The organism is Microbacterium lushaniae (assembly GCF_008727775.1).
In the GTDB taxonomy this organism is placed as follows: Bacteria; Actinomycetota; Actinomycetes; order Actinomycetales; family Microbacteriaceae; genus Microbacterium; species Microbacterium lushaniae.
In genome coordinates, this window is sequence record NZ_CP044232.1 from 1,068,419 (window position 1) to 1,084,580 (window position 16,162).

Annotated in this window: 14 protein-coding genes; 11 read left to right on the forward strand and 3 right to left on the reverse strand. The window is 72.0% G+C overall.

Features of this window, described 5'->3' with window-relative positions:
* Nucleotides 1-7: 7 nt before the first annotated feature.
* The 4 genes from mtrB (at nt 8) to hpf (ending at nt 4,854) form a co-directional block, all read left to right on the forward strand.
* Nucleotides 8-1,678: an MtrAB system histidine kinase MtrB gene (gene mtrB, locus F6J85_RS04880; RefSeq protein WP_150924074.1), complete on the forward strand. Its 1,671-nt coding sequence runs from the start codon at nt 8-10 to the stop codon at nt 1,676-1,678.
* On the forward strand, nt 1,675-3,339 hold the full coding sequence (locus tag F6J85_RS04885; RefSeq protein ID WP_150924075.1) for an LpqB family beta-propeller domain-containing protein: 1,665 nt from the start codon (nt 1,675-1,677) through the stop codon (nt 3,337-3,339). The genes mtrB and F6J85_RS04885 overlap by 4 nt, the downstream gene beginning before the upstream one ends.
* 91 nt (nt 3,340-3,430) lie before the next feature.
* Nucleotides 3,431-4,093 carry a ComF family protein gene (locus F6J85_RS04890; protein ID WP_150924076.1) on the forward strand — a complete coding sequence of 221 codons (663 nt, stop codon included), beginning with the start codon at nt 3,431-3,433 and terminating at the stop codon, nt 4,091-4,093.
* A gap of 101 nt (nt 4,094-4,194) precedes the next feature.
* Nucleotides 4,195-4,854, forward strand: a complete 660-nt coding sequence (hpf, locus tag F6J85_RS04895) for a ribosome hibernation-promoting factor, HPF/YfiA family (RefSeq protein WP_150924077.1) — start codon at nt 4,195-4,197, stop codon at nt 4,852-4,854.
* A gap of 81 nt (nt 4,855-4,935) precedes the next feature.
* Here hpf and F6J85_RS04900 read toward each other — a convergent pair whose 3' ends face one another.
* Nucleotides 4,936-6,249 (reverse strand): coiled-coil domain-containing protein, encoded by a 1,314-nt coding sequence (locus F6J85_RS04900; protein WP_150924078.1) that lies wholly within the window; start codon nt 6,247-6,249, stop codon nt 4,936-4,938.
* A gap of 306 nt (nt 6,250-6,555) precedes the next feature.
* Between F6J85_RS04900 and secA the strand changes: the two genes are divergently transcribed.
* From secA to F6J85_RS04915, 3 genes are all read left to right on the forward strand, one after another.
* On the forward strand, nt 6,556-9,357 hold the full coding sequence (gene secA, locus F6J85_RS04905; protein ID WP_150924079.1) for a preprotein translocase subunit SecA: 2,802 nt from the start codon (nt 6,556-6,558) through the stop codon (nt 9,355-9,357).
* A gap of 134 nt (nt 9,358-9,491) precedes the next feature.
* The gene (locus F6J85_RS04910; RefSeq protein ID WP_150924080.1) at nt 9,492-10,718 is read left to right on the forward strand and encodes a pyridoxal phosphate-dependent aminotransferase; all 1,227 of its coding nucleotides are present in this window, start codon (nt 9,492-9,494) and stop codon (nt 10,716-10,718) included.
* Between the two features lie 70 nt (nt 10,719-10,788).
* Nucleotides 10,789-11,136: a hypothetical protein gene (locus tag F6J85_RS04915; RefSeq protein WP_150920028.1), complete on the forward strand. Its 348-nt coding sequence runs from the start codon at nt 10,789-10,791 to the stop codon at nt 11,134-11,136.
* Nucleotides 11,137-11,151: 15 nt separating this feature from the next.
* On the opposite strand, the gene F6J85_RS04920 is transcribed toward F6J85_RS04915, so the two are convergent.
* On the reverse strand, nt 11,152-11,592 hold the full coding sequence (locus F6J85_RS04920; protein ID WP_420846131.1) for an Rv3235 family protein: 441 nt from the start codon (nt 11,590-11,592) through the stop codon (nt 11,152-11,154).
* A 147-nt stretch (nt 11,593-11,739) separates the two neighbouring features.
* Between F6J85_RS04920 and F6J85_RS04925 the strand changes: the two genes are divergently transcribed.
* A complete protein-coding gene (locus F6J85_RS04925; protein ID WP_150924081.1) occupies nt 11,740-12,360 on the forward strand; it encodes a hypothetical protein in 621 nt (206 codons plus the stop codon).
* Between the two features lie 4 nt (nt 12,361-12,364).
* Here F6J85_RS04925 and F6J85_RS04930 read toward each other — a convergent pair whose 3' ends face one another.
* Entirely contained in the window at nt 12,365-12,643 is a 279-nt protein-coding gene (locus F6J85_RS04930; RefSeq protein ID WP_150924082.1) for a helix-turn-helix domain-containing protein, read from the reverse strand.
* A gap of 98 nt (nt 12,644-12,741) precedes the next feature.
* Here F6J85_RS04930 and F6J85_RS04935 point away from each other — a divergent pair, with 98 nt between their 5' ends.
* Genes F6J85_RS04935 through F6J85_RS04945 form a run of 3 tightly spaced genes read left to right on the forward strand, consistent with a single transcriptional unit; the run spans nt 12,742 to nt 16,134 of the window.
* On the forward strand, nt 12,742-13,371 hold the full coding sequence (locus F6J85_RS04935) for an SAF domain-containing protein (RefSeq protein WP_150924083.1): 630 nt from the start codon (nt 12,742-12,744) through the stop codon (nt 13,369-13,371).
* On the forward strand, nt 13,368-14,606 hold the full coding sequence (locus tag F6J85_RS04940; RefSeq protein ID WP_150924084.1) for a CpaE/TadZ family protein: 1,239 nt from the start codon (nt 13,368-13,370) through the stop codon (nt 14,604-14,606). Before F6J85_RS04935 ends, F6J85_RS04940 begins: the two co-directional genes overlap by 4 nt.
* Nucleotides 14,607-14,640: 34 nt before the next feature.
* Nucleotides 14,641-16,134 (forward strand): sensor histidine kinase, encoded by a 1,494-nt coding sequence (locus F6J85_RS04945; protein WP_150924085.1) that lies wholly within the window; start codon nt 14,641-14,643, stop codon nt 16,132-16,134.
* Nucleotides 16,135-16,162: the final 28 nt, after the last annotated feature.

Consider the following 16,162-nt stretch of genomic DNA (forward strand, 5'->3'; position numbering starts at 1 on the left):
GGTCGGGATGACGACGGCGACGGCCCCGACGCCGCGCCGCCCCGTGCCCACCGTGGTGCGCGGCTGGCGCTCGTGGCCGGGTCGCCTCACGGCGCTGTGGCAGCGGTCGCTGCGGTTCCGCACGATCATGATCACCCTCGCGCTGACGGCGGTCACGGTTCTCGTGGCGTTCATCTGGATGGCGCTGGCGATCCAGAACGAGCTGTTCCAGTCGCGTCTGCGTCAAGCGCTGTCCTCCGCGCAGCGCGCCACGGTCGCGGCGCAGACGGAGCTGGACGCGGCGGTGGAGACCGACGATCCGGTGACCGCGCAGAACCTCATGAACAGCGTGCTGCGGACGCTCTCGCAGCAGTCCGCCGCCGACGCGTTCGCCTCCTACCGCATCGACACGGATGCGTCCTCCCTCGCGCCGCAGAACATCGACTCCGTCGGCTTCGATCCCGCGATCGTGACACCCGAACTCCGCGAGCTCGTGCGCTCGAACGTCGACACGCAGTGGTGGCAGTCGGTGCCGCTGACCACCGAAGCCGGACAGGGACCGGGCATCCTCGTCGGCCAGCAGCTCGTGGTCCGCGGTGTGGGACCCTACGAGCTGTATCTGGCCTACAACCTCGAGGGCGCCTCGGCCACGCTGGCGTTCGTGCAGGTCACCCTGTGGAGCGCGGGGCTCGCCCTCGTGGCCCTCATCGGCGGCATCACGTGGTTCGTGCTGCGGTCGGTGACCGTCCCCATCGGCGAGGCGGCCGAGACGAGCGCGCAGCTGGCCGCCGGTGATCTCGGCGTGCGGCTGCCGGTGCGCGGCGACGACGAGCTGGCCGTACTGGGGCGTTCGTTCAATGCGATGGCCGACAGCATCCAGTCGCAGATCAAGGAGCTCGCCGACCTGTCGCTCGTGCAGCAGCGGTTCGTCTCCGACGTCTCGCACGAGCTGCGCACTCCGCTGACGACCATCCGCCTGGCCGCCGACATGATCAACGACCAGCGCGAGAGCTTCGACCCGGCCACCGCCCGTGCCGCCGAACTGCTGCACGCCCAGGTGCAGCGGTTCGAGGGCCTGCTGACCGACCTGCTGGAGATCAGCCGCTACGACGCGGGCTCGGTGCAGCTGGAGCTGGAGCCGACGAGCCTCGCCCACCTCGCCGAGGACGTCATCGGCTCGCTCCACCAGCTCGCCGAGCAGCACGGCTCGGATGTGCGCCTCCTGGCCCCCGGCGGGCATTCGCTCGTGGAGATGGACGCCCGCCGCGTCCGCCGCATCGTGCGCAATCTTCTCGGCAACGCGATCGAGCACGGCGAGGGCAGGCCCATCGTGGTCACCGTCGACAGCGACCAGAGCGCCGTCGCGCTCGGCGTGCGCGACTACGGCATGGGGATGCGGCCGGGGGAGGCCGAGCACGTGTTCGACCGGTTCTGGCGTGCCGACCCCTCCCGCACCCGCACGATCGGCGGCAGCGGGCTGGGGCTGTCGATCGCCCTCGGCGACGCCCGGCTGCACGGCGGACGCCTGGAGGTGTGGAGCGAGCTGGGCCGAGGGTCGCACTTCGTCCTCACCCTCCCGCGCCGCGGGGGCCGGCTCGCCGGCCCGTCGCCGATCACACTCGACGTCGACGACGATTCCGCCTCCCTCGAGGCCATGGGCCTGACGCAGCCGATCGACCTCGCGCGGGGTGCGTCGTGAGGCGCCTGGCCGCGGCGGCCGCCGCCGCGCTCGTGCTCCTGCTCTCCGCCTGCGCGGGCCTGCCCACCACCGGCGCCGTGAATCCCGGGCGCTCGCCGGTGGACGTCGAGGCCGATCCCGACATCCGCTTCATCCCCGACAGCCCGCAGCCCGACGCCTCGCCCGAAGAGATCGTCAGCGGCTTCATCCGCGCCGGGTCGGGGTCGCAGGACGGCTGGGCCACCGCGCGGCAGTTCCTCACCGAATCCTTCGCGCCGGAGTGGAACCCGCTGGCAACGGTCACGATCGACCGCCTGACCGACCGTTCCACCCCGACCACGCCGGTGGACGGGGTGAGCACGGTGGAGGTGACCCCCATCGGCATCGTGGACGCCGAGGGGGCGTATCAGCCGCACAACGGCGGCGTCGCGACGCTGAGCTTCGCGCTGACGGAGGAGAACGGCCAGTGGCGCATCGCGGATGCCCCCGACGGCATCGTGCTGTTCGAGGAGCAGTTCCGCAGCGTCTTCCGCTCGGCGTCGCTGGCGTACTTCGATCCGTTGTGGCAGTACCTCGTGCCCGATGTCCGGTGGTTCCCGCGCACCAACAGCGCGACCTACATCGCGCGGGCGCTCGTGGACGGTGCGCCCAGTCCGTGGCTGGACGGATCGGTCGCGACCGCCTTCCCCGAGGACGTGGGGGGCGCCACGCGCGCGGTCACCGTCTCCGAGGGCGTCGCACAGGTCGACCTCGACGGATCCGCCCTCTCGCTCGGGCAGACCACGCTGGATCGCATGCAGGCGCAACTGGAGTCCTCCCTGCGTTCGCCCGACATCACCGGCGTGCAGATGACGGCCAACGGCTCGCCGCTGCAGGCCCGCGCCGCCGCGACCGTCTCCACGCGCGTGGACGCCCAGTCGCTCGTGGAACTGACCGACGGGCCGTTCGGCTTCCTCGACGGCGACTCCGTGGAGGCCGTCGGCGGCCTCTCGCCCGCCGTGGAGTCGGTGGACGCGGTCGCGGTGCAGACGACCGCCGACCTGGAACTCGCGGCCATCCGCACCGCCTCCGGGGCCGTGGTGCGCGCCGCCGCCGACGGCACGACGGCGCTGCTGGACCAGCGCCCGGGCCTGCTGTCTCCGACGATCGATCCCTTCGGGATGGTGTGGGCTGTGCCCGCAGGCGACCCCGCCGCGGTGCGCGCGTACGCGCCGGCGGGCGGCACGATCGACGTGGCCGACGCGTGGCCGGGCGCCACCGGGATCTCGGCGATGCAGGTCTCCCGCGACGGGGCTCGGATCGCGGCCACCGTGACGGTGCGCGGTCACACCGAGCTGTGGGTCGCGGGCATCCGACGCACCTCCGACGGCGCCGAGATCACGCTGGGCGAACCGAACATGGTCGCCGTGCTCAGCGGCGAGGGCGCCGGCCTGGCGTGGCTGGATGACATCACCCTCGGCGTCCTGCTGCGCTCGGGCGGCGACGCGTCGCTGCGCGAGCAGCCCGTGGGCGGCCCGGGCACCGACCTGACGATCCCCGCCGGCGTGTCGTCGGTGGCGGGCGGCAACTCCAGCGCGCGCCTGCTCACCGATGGCGGCATCCTGTACGTGCGGCAGGGCCCGACATGGCAGCAGCTCGCGTCGGACGTGCGCGTGCTCGCCGTCCAGCAGGGCATGCCGTAACCTCTCCTGCACCGCCGCCCTGGCCGCGGCGTTGTCCGCCGGCTCTCGCGCCCGGCTTCGGCGCGGCTCCGCGTCGCACCAGGATCGGCGCATGCCCACCAGCCCCGTCCGCCGCGCGCTCGCCGAGGCGCTCGCCTTCCTCCTGCCCGTCGAATGCGCCGGATGCTCCGCCGTCGACGTCGCGCTGTGCGAGGGGTGCCTCGCGCAGCTGTGCGCGTCGCCGTCCCAGCAGGTCGTCGACGGGTTGACCGTGCGCAGCGCACTGGTCTACGACGGCGTCGTGGCCCGCGTCATCCGCGCCCTCAAGGAGGAGGGCCGCACGGCCCTCGCCCGGCCGCTGGGGGAGGCGCTGGAAGCGGCCGCCGCATCCTGGGACCTCCACGGGGTGATCGTGGTGCCCGTGCCGACCTCCGCCGCGGCCATGCGACGACGCGGCTACCGGGTGGCCGAGCTCCTCGCCCGCCGCGCCGGCTGGCGCACGCAACGGCTCGTGCGCACGACGCGCCGCACGGCCGACCAGCGGGCCCTCGGGATCGGCGGCCGGGCGGCCAACGTGGCCGGCAGCATGCGGGCGCGCGGGGTGGCCGGTGCCCGAGTCCTCATCGTGGACGATGTGGTCACCACCGGCGCCACGCTGCGCGAGACGGCACGCGCCGTGCGGGCGGCGGGGGGCGAGGTGATCGGCGCGGTCACGGTCGCGGCGACGCCGCGGCGGATTTCTCGCGGTCGAGAGAGAACGGGTCCCGTGAGGTGACACTTTCCGTCGCGGCGGGATAGCGTGGGAGTACAAGGCGACGGATGTCCGCCCTTGCACCGTGTGACCCGCAGGGCGGACCCGGAACAAGGAGGTAACGGATGGACACCAGTATCGTCGGCGTGGGGGTCGGGATCACCGACCGCTTCCGCAGTGTCGTCGAGGAGAAGGCAGCCCGCATCGAACACCTCTGCCCGCGGGCGCAGGTCCTGGAAGTGAAGGTGACCCACCGGGCGTACCACAACGGCCGGATGGAGGACGACACCGTCGAGCTGACGCTCGTGAACAAGGGCCCCGTGGTCCGGGCCGAGGCGGCGGACGGCGACAAGTTCACCGCGCTGGATCTGGCCGTGGACAAGATGACCGAGCAGTTGCGCCGCGCGAAGGACAAGCGCATCGACTCGCGCAACCATCCTCGCGGTCCGAAGTTCGAAAAGGGCACCGGCGCGCTGGAGGGCATCGACGTGGAGCCCGCGTCGGCCGATGCCATCCACGCCGTGGCGACCGGCGACATCCCGGTGCTGCGCTCGGTGGACGACGAGCCCTACACGCCCGTGGTCATCCGTACGAAGCAGTTCGACGCCGAATGGATGACGGTCGAGGAGGCCGTGGACCGCATGGAGCTGGTCGGGCATGACTTCTTCCTCTTCATCGACGCGCGCACCGACCACCCGAGCGTGGTGTACCGCCGCAAGGGCTGGGACTACGGTGTGATCTCGCTGACGGCGGCCGCGCCGCCGGCAGCCCGCGCCGCGTCCTGACCGCGCACGTCGTGACCGGGAACCCCCGCACCGCGGGGGTTCCCGTGCGTGTGGGCCGCGGCCCACGGGCCCCGGGGTCGGTCAGCCGTCGAAGATGTCGCCCAGGAGCGAACCGATGACGAGGCCGCCGAGGATGCCGCCGCCCATGCCGCCGCCGCCCATACCGCCCATACCTCCGCGGCCGCCGCGGCCGCCCCATCCGTCGTTGCCCCAGTCGTCCGGGCGCGCGGAGTCGATGTCCTGCTGGGCCAGCTGCAGCGCCTCGCTCGCGAGAGCACCTGCGCGCCGTGCGACGGCTTGCGTGGCCTCGCGGTCGTCTTCGGGGATCGGTCCGAACGGGATCTCGCCGCGCAGCCGTTCGGCCTCGGCCAACCGCGTGCGGGCATCGGCCCCGATCCAACCGCGGTGTCCGGCGATGACGCTGCGCGCGACGGAGATCTGACGGTCCGCGTCGTCCACGGTGTGCCGCACGTGCGCCTCGGAGATCACCGGACGGGCTGCACGCTCACGCGCCGCGTCCAGCGCCGCATTCGCGGTACGCAGGCGGGAGAGGGCGCCGAAGGGATCGTCCTTGGCGGCGTTGGCCGGGAGGGACGCCAGGGCGGCCTCCAATTCGGCCATCGCCGTCGTGACGGTGGGGGTCATCGGGCCGTTGCGGGCCTCGATCAGGTCGCTTCGCGAGTCGTCGATCACCGCGGCGAGGGTGGATTCGGCCCGAAGCGCCTCGATCTCGAACGCGTCCACCGCATCCAGCAGCGACTCCGCGCGGCGCACCGCCTCGGTGGCGGCCTCGAGGGCGACGGATGCCTGCTCGCGCTGCCCGGCCTCGCGCCGGCGCTGGGAGACGTCTGCGGAGTGCACGGCGAAGTCCAGAAGCTGGTCGGCCTCATCCGGGTTGCCGCTGATCTGGCGGAGCGCCGCGGCACTGTACCGACCGGACAGGCGGGAGACCACCTCGCGGGCGTGCGGCACGCGCTCCTCGAGACGCTCGCGGTCGCTGCGCACGCGCTGGAGGATCTGCGGCGCCCGCCGCACCGCCTCGATGGCCGGCTGCAGAGCGGTGGTGCGCTCCTCGAGGAGGTCTTCAGCCCACTCGCAGAGCTGGATGATGCGGGCGTTCCGCGTCCGCAGCTCTTCGGGGGTGTCGGGGATGTGGTCGTGGTTGAGCTGGTGGAGCTGGAACGCCTCGCCCATGTGGGTGCGCACGGCGGTGAGTGCCCCGCGGAGGTCGGCGGTGCGGGCCTCACCGAGCTCGGCGACGGCGAAATCCAGCTCGTCGGTGGTCAGGCGGATGCGCTCATCGGCGGCGACCAGGGCCAGTTCTGCCCGCTTCGCCAGGTCGGCGTCGGCGGCATCCTGCTCTTCGCGCTTGCGTTTACCCCAGAATCCGGCCATGCGACGATCCTACGAGCCGACGGCGCTCCCGCGTCGCGTATTCACCGATCGCGCTCCGGCGGCCCGCGTTTCGGCGAGACCGGGCATCCGGGTCGAGAGCGGGGGCGACGCCCTCGCTCTCGCCGGGAATCCCCTGGTTCGGGGGATTCGGCGGGAAGCCCCGGTCCGCCGGAGACGTCGAGGCGCTTTCGCCGGGCTCTCGCAGGATCCTTCGTGTCACGAACGGATAACATGGCACGGTATGCCTGCGCGCAGGCGGGCCACGTGCGGCAGCACACGGCCGAACCCGACAGATGGAGATCCTCCGTGGCCAATCCTCTCGAGAAACTGCTCCGAGCCGGAGAGGGACGCATCCTCCGGCGGCTTCAGCAGGTCGTGAAGGCCGTCAACGCGCTGGAAGAGGACTACTCCCACCTCACCGACGACGAACTGCGCGGCGAGACTGCCGAGCTCCGGACGCGCTTCGAGGCGGGGGAGAGCCTCGACCGCCTCATGCCCGAGGCCTTCGCCGCCGTGCGCGAGGCAGCCCAGCGCACCCTCGGTCAGCGCCCGTACGACGTGCAGATCATGGGTGGTGCAGCGCTTCACCTGGGCAACATCGCCGAGATGAAGACCGGTGAGGGCAAGACGCTGACGGCCACCTTCGCCGTCTACCTCAATGCGATCGCCGGCCAGGGCGTGCATGTCATCACCGTCAACGACTACCTCGCGACCTACCAGTCCGAGCTCATGGGCCGCGTCTACCGCGCGCTCGGGATGACCACCGGCGTCATCGTCTCGGGACAGACCCCGGAGCTGCGCCGGGCGCAGTACGCGTGCGACATCACCTACGGCACCAACAACGAGTTCGGGTTCGACTACCTGCGCGACAACATGGCGTGGCGCAAGGAGGACCTCGTCCAGCGCGGCCACTACTACGCCATCGTCGACGAGGTGGACTCCATCCTCATCGACGAGGCCCGCACGCCGCTGATCATCTCCGGTCCCTCCTCGGGGGAGGCGAACCGCTGGTTCGCGGAGTTCGCCAAGATCGCCCGCACGCTCGAGGCGGGCGTGGACTACGAGGTGGACGAGAAGAAGCGCACGATCGGCGTGCTCGAGCCCGGTATCGAGAAGGTCGAGGACTACCTCGGGATCGAGAACCTGTACGAGTCGGCCAACACCCCGCTCATCTCGTTCCTGAACAACTCGATCAAGGCCCTCGCGCTGTTCAAGCGCGACACCGACTACGTCGTCATGAACGACGAGGTCATGATCGTCGACGAGCACACCGGCCGCATCCTGGTCGGTCGTCGGTACAACGAGGGCATCCACCAGGCCATCGAGGCCAAGGAGGGTGTGCCGGTCAAGGCCGAGAACCAGACCCTCGCGACCGTCACGCTGCAGAACTACTTCCGCCTGTACGACAAGCTCGCCGGCATGACCGGCACCGCCGAGACCGAGGCGGCGGAGTTCATGTCGACGTACAAGCTCGGCGTGGTCCCCATCCCGACGAACAAGCCGATGATCCGCAAGGACCAGTCCGACCTCGTCTACAAGAACGAGACGGCCAAGTTCGCCCAGGTCGTCGAAGACATCGTCGAGCGCCACGCCACCGGGCAGCCGGTGCTGGTGGGCACCACGAGCGTGGAGAAGAGCGAGTACCTCTCGCGCCTGCTGGCGAAGAAGGGCATCAAGCACGAGGTGCTCAACGCCAAGAACCACGCGCGCGAGGCCGAGATCGTCGCGCGCGCCGGGCGCCTGGGCGCCGTCACGGTCGCCACGAACATGGCAGGGCGCGGTACCGACATCATGCTCGGCGGCAACCCCGAGTTCCTCGCGGTGCAGGAGCTGAAGGCCCAGGGCCTGGATCCGGTCGAGACTCCTGAGGAGTACGAGGCCGAATGGGATGCGGTGTACCAGCGCGTGCGCGAGACCGCCGCGGAGGAGGGCGCCAAGGTCGTCGAGGCCGGTGGCCTCTATGTCCTGGGCACCGAGCGTCACGAGTCCCGCCGCATCGACAACCAGCTGCGCGGGCGCTCCGGCCGACAGGGCGACCCGGGCGAGAGCCGGTTCTACCTGTCGCTGACCGATGACCTCATGCGCCTGTTCCAGTCCGGGGCCGCCGAGGCGATCCTCGCCCGCGCGAACTTCCCCGACGACGTCGCGATCGAATCCGGCATGGTCTCCCGCGCCATCAAGAGCGCGCAGGCCCAGGTCGAGGCGCGCAATGCCGAGATCCGCAAGAACGTGCTGAAGTACGACGACGTCCTCAACCGGCAGCGCGAGGCGATCTACGCCGACCGCCGCCACATCCTGCAGGGCGATGACATCGCCGACCGCGTCCAGCACTTCATCGAAGACGCCATCTCGGCCGTCATCGACGACCACACCGGCAGCGGTCACACCGAGAGCTGGGACTTCGACGCCCTGTGGACGGAGCTGAAGACCCTCTACCCGGTGGGCGTGACGATCGACGAGGTCGTCGCCGACGCCGGGACGCGCGGCCGCATCACGGCGGAGGGTCTCAAGCGGGAGATCCTCTCCGACGCCCGCATCGCCTACGCCAAGCGCGAGGAGGAGCTCGGCGAGCAGGCCGTGCGCGAGCTCGAGCGCCGTGTCGTGCTGCAGGTGCTCGACCGCCGCTGGCGCGACCACCTGTACGAGATGGACTACCTCAAGGACGGCATCGGCCTGCGGGCGATGGCCCAGCGCGACCCGCTCATCGAGTACCAGCGCGAGGGCTACCAGATGTTCCAGGCGATGATGGGCCAGATCAAGGAAGAGTCGGTCGGCTACCTGTTCAACCTCGAGGTCGAGGTGCGTCGCGCCGAGGGCGAGCAGGGTGCGCAGGTGGAGGCCAAGGGCCTCTCGGGCCCGGCGGAAGCCCCGCGCCTGGAGTACTCCGCGGCCAACGATGCCGGCGAGGTGGAGGTCCGCAACGAGCGCGGGCAGGTGCAGCAGGCCGCCACCGGACGCATGCGGCAGGCCGCCGCGTCGTCCGGCGCCGCCCCCACGCGCACCGCCGAGGCGCCGCGCGGCGCCTTCGGTCAGCGCACCGATGGCGCCGGGCCCACCGCTCCCGCGGCCAACCGCGCCCAGCGTCGGGCCGCCGACAAGAAGAAGTAGGCGCGGCATCCCCCTTCTGCTGCCACTGAGCGCGCAGGAGGGGGATGCACGTGCCGGGCGCCGACGCCACGGGGCCGGGATTGGCCCGCTCAGCCTGCGCAGGCCCGTGGCCGGGCCGGGGATATCCTGATCCGATGAGCCCGCTTCGCCCCCTCGATCAGTCCTCCAAGCTGAAGGACGTCCTCTACGAGATCCGCGGGCAGGCTCTCGTCGAGGCCGACCGGCTGGAGTCGGAGGGTCACGCGATCCTCAAGCTCAACACCGGCAACCCGGCCTCGTTCGGCTTCGAGGCACCGTTCCAGATCGTCCGCGACATGATCGAGGCCCTTCCGCACGCCCACGGCTACAGCGACAGCCGCGGCATCATGTCGGCCAGGCGCGCGGTGGTGTCGCGGTACGAGCAGGTGCCCGGGTTCCCCGGGCTGGATCCGGATGACGTGTATCTCGGCAACGGCGTTTCCGAACTCATCACGATCGTCATGCAGGCGCTGCTGGATGAGGGCGACGAAGTCCTCATCCCCGCTCCGGACTACCCCCTGTGGACGGCGATGACGAGCCTGGGCGGCGGCACTCCGGTGCACTACCTGTGCGACGAGCTGGACGGGTGGCAGCCCGATCTCGACGACATCCGCGCGAAGATCACGCCGCGCACGAAGGCCATCGTCGTGATCAACCCCAACAACCCCACGGGCGCGGTGTACTCGCGTCAGGTGCTGGAGGGGATCGCCCAGATCGCGCGCGAGAATTCGCTGCTCGTGCTCTCCGATGAGATCTACGACCGCATCCTCTTCGACGATGCCGCCCACATCCCGATGGCCGTGGTGGCACCCGACCTGCTGTGCCTGACCTTCAACGGACTGTCCAAGACGTACCGCGTCGCGGGCTACCGGTCGGGATGGCTCGCCATCACCGGCCCGAAGACGCACGCCGCGGGGTTCCTGGAGGGCATCCAGCTGCTGGCGTCCACGCGGCTGTGCGCCAACGTGCCCGCGCAGCACGCGGTGCTCGCCGCCCTCACCGGTGTGCAGTCGATCGACGCGCTCATCGCCCCGTCCGGGCGACTGCACGAACAGCGCGATGCGGCGTGGGAGAGCCTGGAGGCGATCCCCGGGGTCTCCTGCGTGCGCCCGCGGGGTGCGCTGTACGCCTTCCCCCGGCTCGACCCCGAGGTCTATGACATCCCCGACGACGGGAAGTTCGTCTACGACTTCCTCGTGGCCGAGCACGTCCTGCTCGTCCAGGGGACGGGTTTCAACTGGCCCACGCCCGACCACCTGCGCATCGTGACGCTGCCGGAGGCGCGCGTGCTGACCGACGCGATCGAGCGCCTCGGGAACTTCCTGTCGTCCTACCGGCCGTAGGGCCGCGTCACCGCCCGCGTCGCGTCAAGGGGATGCCGCCGTTCCGTGTCGCCGCGTTAGCGTCGCCGGCATGGCGATCGAACTGAACCAACCGGCACTGCGTCACGCCCGCGCACTCATCCGCGACGGGAAGGTGGTCAGGGACGAGCGCGACGACTGGTCGGAGGCGGCCCCATCCGCCGCGGACGAGAACGCGTTCATCGAGAAGGAGGGGTGGACGGAGTACGCGCACTGGCACCTCGGCATCGACAAGAGTCAGAACCGCGAGACCAAGGGCGCCTATTCGTTCCCGTTCGGCGACTTCCGCAAGGTCCGCCGTTCGGGCGTCATCTCCGGTGAGAGCCGCGCGGGCCAGTACGACCACGACGAGATCCGCGACGCACTGAAGGGCCTGCTGGAGCTGATCGACGCCGGCTGAGTCACAGCAGGGCGGTCACAGCAGCGCGAGCGAGGTCGCCCGCCAGCGGCGGTCGATGCCCTGCAGGCGCACGGCGACGGCACGGGTGCGTGCGGGGGTGGCGACCACCACGACGGCCTCGATGACGCCGTCGGCGGGCACGCACAGCCGCACCGAGCGGATGGCGTGGACCGGGCGCGTGGCCGGGACGCCGCGCGCGCTGCGGGCGCGCGTGGCGAGATTCGCCCTCGTCAGCAGCGCCCGGTAGGCGTCTTCGGTGAGCCAGCGGGCGAGCTGCTCGATCTCGCGCACCCCGGCCAGCACCTCCAGGACGCCGCGCGTGAGATTACGCAGCAGCGGGTCGGGATCGGGGAGGGCGGAGGTGGAGGTGCGCTGCGGGGCGAAGAACTCGTCCACATCGGCGGCGCGGGCCGTCACAGGGTGTGCGGGGAGGGAGCCCGCCGGCATCGATGCCATGTGCGCGCCTATCTCGACAGAGGGATGTCGGTGCGAGAGGGAGATTTCTCGCGCTCAGTAGAGCACACTCCGCCCTGCGGCGACCAGGATGGCGGACAGATGTGGACAACTCCGGTCGTTTCCGGCCGCGTGCTCTAACCTCGCGCCATGCGCTGGGATCGCTTCTTCGAAGACATCGAGGACCAGCTCGCCTCCGAGTGGGAGGCCGAGCGTGCCGCGCTCGAGACGGAGGCTGAGCGGCTCCGGCTTGCCCGCATCACACTGCACGAACGCCTGGCGGCGCTGGTCGCCGCCGGTGATGCCGACCCGGCGGCCGTGGGGCTGGAGCTGCAGGGCGGGACGACGCTGTCGGCGCCGGTGGCCGGGCTGGGTGCCGATTGGCTGCTGGCGTCGCCGTGGGGGTCGCGCTCGGGTGCGGCGCTCGTCCCGCTCAGCGCGATCGCCGGCGTCACCGTGCCGCACGCCGCGCTGCTGCGCTCCGCGCGCCCCGAGACCGCAGCGGCCGGATCGGCCGTGTCACGGCGGGCCACGTTCGGCTTCGCCGTGCGCGACCTCGTGCGCCGGCGTGCCGGTGTCACCGTTCACGAGGTCGACGGCAGGTCGCTCACTGGCACGATCGACCGTGCGGGCGCCGATCACCTGGACCTGGCCATGCATGAGCGCGGGGCGATCCGACGGGCGGCCGAGGTGACCGGCTACCGCATCGTGCCGTTCGCCGCCGTCGCGTGGATCGGGATCGATGGGCACGCCGAGGCGACGCGCGCGTGAGGGGTCAGTCGCGCGCGGGGGCGGCGCGCCCCCACAGCTCGGGGAAGCTCGCGGCGTTGGACTGGCGCCACAGCGCGATGCGGCGGGCCTCCTCGGCCTGGTCTTCCAGGTAGGCCTCGACGCTGTCCTCTTCGACGCGCCACCGTGCGGGGCTGCCCACGCGCATGCCGCGCAACCGCCCCTCGTGGACCAGGGCGACGACCTCGTCGACGGTGATGCTGAGCAGTTCCGCCACCTGAGCGGGAGCGAGCAGGTGCGTGCCGGCTGGGGGACGGTCGGGCATGTGCCCATTATGACCGGCACCCCGGCGGCCCCCGGATCGCCTCGCGGCGCTGTGGATAAACGCAGACGCCCGTGCAGCGATCGGAGCACCATATCCGCATGAGTGCCCACGACCGTCCGCGTGCGCGATCGCGGCCCTTCTGGGGTGACGCACGGTTCCTCCTCGGCGTGCTTCTGGTGGTCGTCTCCGTCGCCGGCGTGTGGCTGGTGGTGGGGGCCGCGCGGCAGACGGTTCCCGTGCTCGCCGCGGCGCGCACGATCGTGCCGGGGGAGACCTTGGGCGCGGACGATGTGCGCACCGTCGACGTCGCGCTGGGCGCGACGGGGGAGGCGTACGTGGCGCCCGGCGATCTCCCCGAGGCGGCCGTGGCCACGCGGACGATCAGCGCGGGCGAACTCGTGCCGGCCCACGCCGTCGGCTCGGGCGCCGATGCGAGGGTGACGACGGTCGTCGTGGACACCACGGTGGACGTGCCCGCCGCGATCGCCTCCGGCGCGCGCGTGGAGCTGTGGCATGCGCCGGCGCTGGAGCGCGGCCGGTACGACACTCCCCGCATCCTCGTCGCCGACGCCACCGTGGCCGACGTCGTGCGCGAGGAGGGGGTCATCGGGCAGGCCGGGGCGACGATCGAGCTCGTCATCCCTCGCGCCGACGTCGCCGCGACCCTGGCGGCGCTGTCGGGCGGATCCTCGCTCTCGGTCGTGCCGGTGGCGGGACGGATGCCGTGACCCGCGTCGCGGTGGCCGTGGACGGCCCGCACGGCGACCGGCTGGCCACCGAGCTGAGCATCGAGGGTGTGGAGGTCGGCCCCGTGGTGCGGGCCGCCGAGGTCGCCAGGCTCCGCCTGGGCGGGGGAGAGATCGACATCCTCATCCTGCAGGTCGCGGCAGGGACCCTGACCGCCGACGTCGTCGCGACGTGCGACGCGCACGGCGTGCGCATCGCGCCGCTGTGCGACGACGAGTCGGGGCGGCGTCTGGCGGCGCGGTTCGGGCTCACCGCCCCGCTTCCCCTCACGGTCGAGGGCTGGGTGCTGGCCGACTCGCTGACGGCGCCCGCCACCCCTCTCGCGCGCGCCGCGCCCGCTGCATCCGGCCGCGTGCTGTCGGTATGGGGGCCGCACGGGGCGCCCGGGCGCTCGACCCTCGCCATCGAGCTGGCCGCGGAGCTGTCGCGCGGCGGCCGTGGCGTCGCGCTCGTGGACGCCGATTCGCACGCCCCCTCGCTCGCGCTGTCGCTCGGACTCGCCGACGAGGGTCCGGGCTTCGCCGCCGCCTGCCGGCAGGCGGAGCGGGGCGGGCTCGACGAGGCGGAGCTGCGTCGCATCAGCGTGCCCCTGCGCACCGCCGGCGGAACCGTCGACGTGCTGACCGGCATCAACCGTCCCGGGCGCTGGCCGGAGCTGTCGGAGAGTCGCGTGGCGGCGGTGCTGGCGGCGTCGCGTTCGTGGGCGGAGTGGGTGGTGGTGGATGTCGCGGCCTCGCTCGAGCGCGACGAGGAGATCGTCAGCGACCTGGACGGACCCCGCCGCAACGCCGCGACGCTGGCCGCCCTGCGTGCGTCCGACCTCGTGGTGGCCGTGTGCGCCGCCGACCCGGTCGGGGTCGCCCGGTTCGTGCGGGCGCATGCCGAGCTGCGGGCCGCCGTCGGCGCGACACCGGTGGTGGTCGTGGTGAACCGCCTGCGGGCGGGCACCCTCGGGATCGACGCGCGCGGACAGGTGCGGCGCACCCTCGAGCGGTTCGCGGGGATCGAGGACGTGTGGTTCGTGCCGCTGGATCCCCGCTCGGCCGATGCCGCGATGCTCGCGGCCCGCCCCGTGGCCGACACCGCGCCGCGTTCACCCCTCGCGGCGTCGGTGCGCCGGTTCGTGGGGGAGGCGGTGGCCCCTGCCCCCGTCGCCCAGGAGCGGCGGCGCAGTGCGCGGCGGACGCTTCATGCCCGCGTCGCCCGCAGCGCGTGACTGCGCCCGTTGCGCGCCCGCATAGGGTGGAGATGTGTCCACCCTCAGCGATCTCGTCTACGCCCAGGGCCGCTCCACGGAGGCCGACGTCGACTGGCTGCACCGCCTCGTCAGCGACGGCCAGCTGCTGGCCGACCTCGCTTTCGCCGACATCGTGGTGTGGGTGCCGACGCTGGACGACTCGTTCATCGCCGTGGCGCACGCGCGCCCGAGCGGCGCGGCCACCCTCTTCTACCGCGACATCGTGGGCGACCGGGTCCGTCCGCAGTGGCGCACGCAGGTGCGCGAGGCCTTCCAGAGCGGACGCATCGTCGACTCGGCGTCACCGGACTGGTTCGAGGAGACCCCCACGCGCGTGCGGGCGGTGCCGATCGTGCGCGAGCTGGGCCCCGGTGGCGCGGCCGCCGTCACGGTGGGCGTCCTGACCCGCCACACCAACCTGGGGGAGACCCGCACCCCCTCGCGTCAGCAGATCACCTTCAACGACTGCGCGGACGACCTGTTCGGCATGATCTCCACGGCCGAGTTCCCCGACCTGTCCGCGCCCACCGCTCCCCGCCGCGGGGCTCCGCGCGCATCGGACGGGCTCATCCGGCTGGATGTGGACGGGATCGCGACCTTCGCCAGCCCCAACGCGCTGTCGGCGTTCAACCGCATGGGCTTCGACGACGAACTCGAGGGGGAATCGCTCGTCGAGGTGGTCAGCCGTATCCTGCCGGCCAAGCGGCAGGTGGACGAGTCGCTCCCGGTGGTCGTGACCGGCCGGGCGCCCTGGCGCGCCGACCTGGAGGCCCGCGGCGTGCAGGTGTCGCTGCGGACGGTTCCGCTGCGGGAGCGCGGGACGCGGATCGGGGCGATCGTGCTGTGCCGCGATGTGACGGAGATCCGCCATCAGGAGCAGGAGCTCATCACCAAGGACGCGACCATCCGGGAGATCCACCACCGGGTCAAGAACAACCTTCAGACGGTCGCGTCACTGCTGCGCATCCAGGCCCGTCGCACGCACTCGGACGAGGCGCGCGAGGCGCTCACGCAGGCGATGCGGCGCGTCTCGGCGATCGCCGTCGTGCACGACACCCTGTCGGAGGGCCTCGCGCAGAACGTCGATTTCGACGACGTCTTCGCCCGCGTGCTCAAGCTCGTCGCCGAGGTCGCCGCCGCGCCCAACACGCGCGCCCAGACGCGCACCACGGGGCGCTTCGGGACGCTTCCGAGCGAGTACGCCACGCCCCTGGCCCTGGCCCTCACCGAACTCGTGACCAACGCCGTCGAGCACGGTCTGGCGGGGCAGGAGGGCGACGTGGAGATCGCCGCCGTGCGCACCGACGACGTCCTCGAGGTGCGTGTGCGCGACACCGGGGTGGGGCTGCCGGAGGGGCAGGTGGGACGGGGGCTCGGGACGCAGATCGTCCGCACCCTCATCCAGGGGGAACTCGGCGGCACGATCGACTGGCACACCCTCGTGGGCAGCGGCACCGAAGTGACCATCGAGATCCCGATGCGCTACATCGCCCGCGGCGGCAGCTGAGTCCTCACGCAACAGCGCCATGCGGACG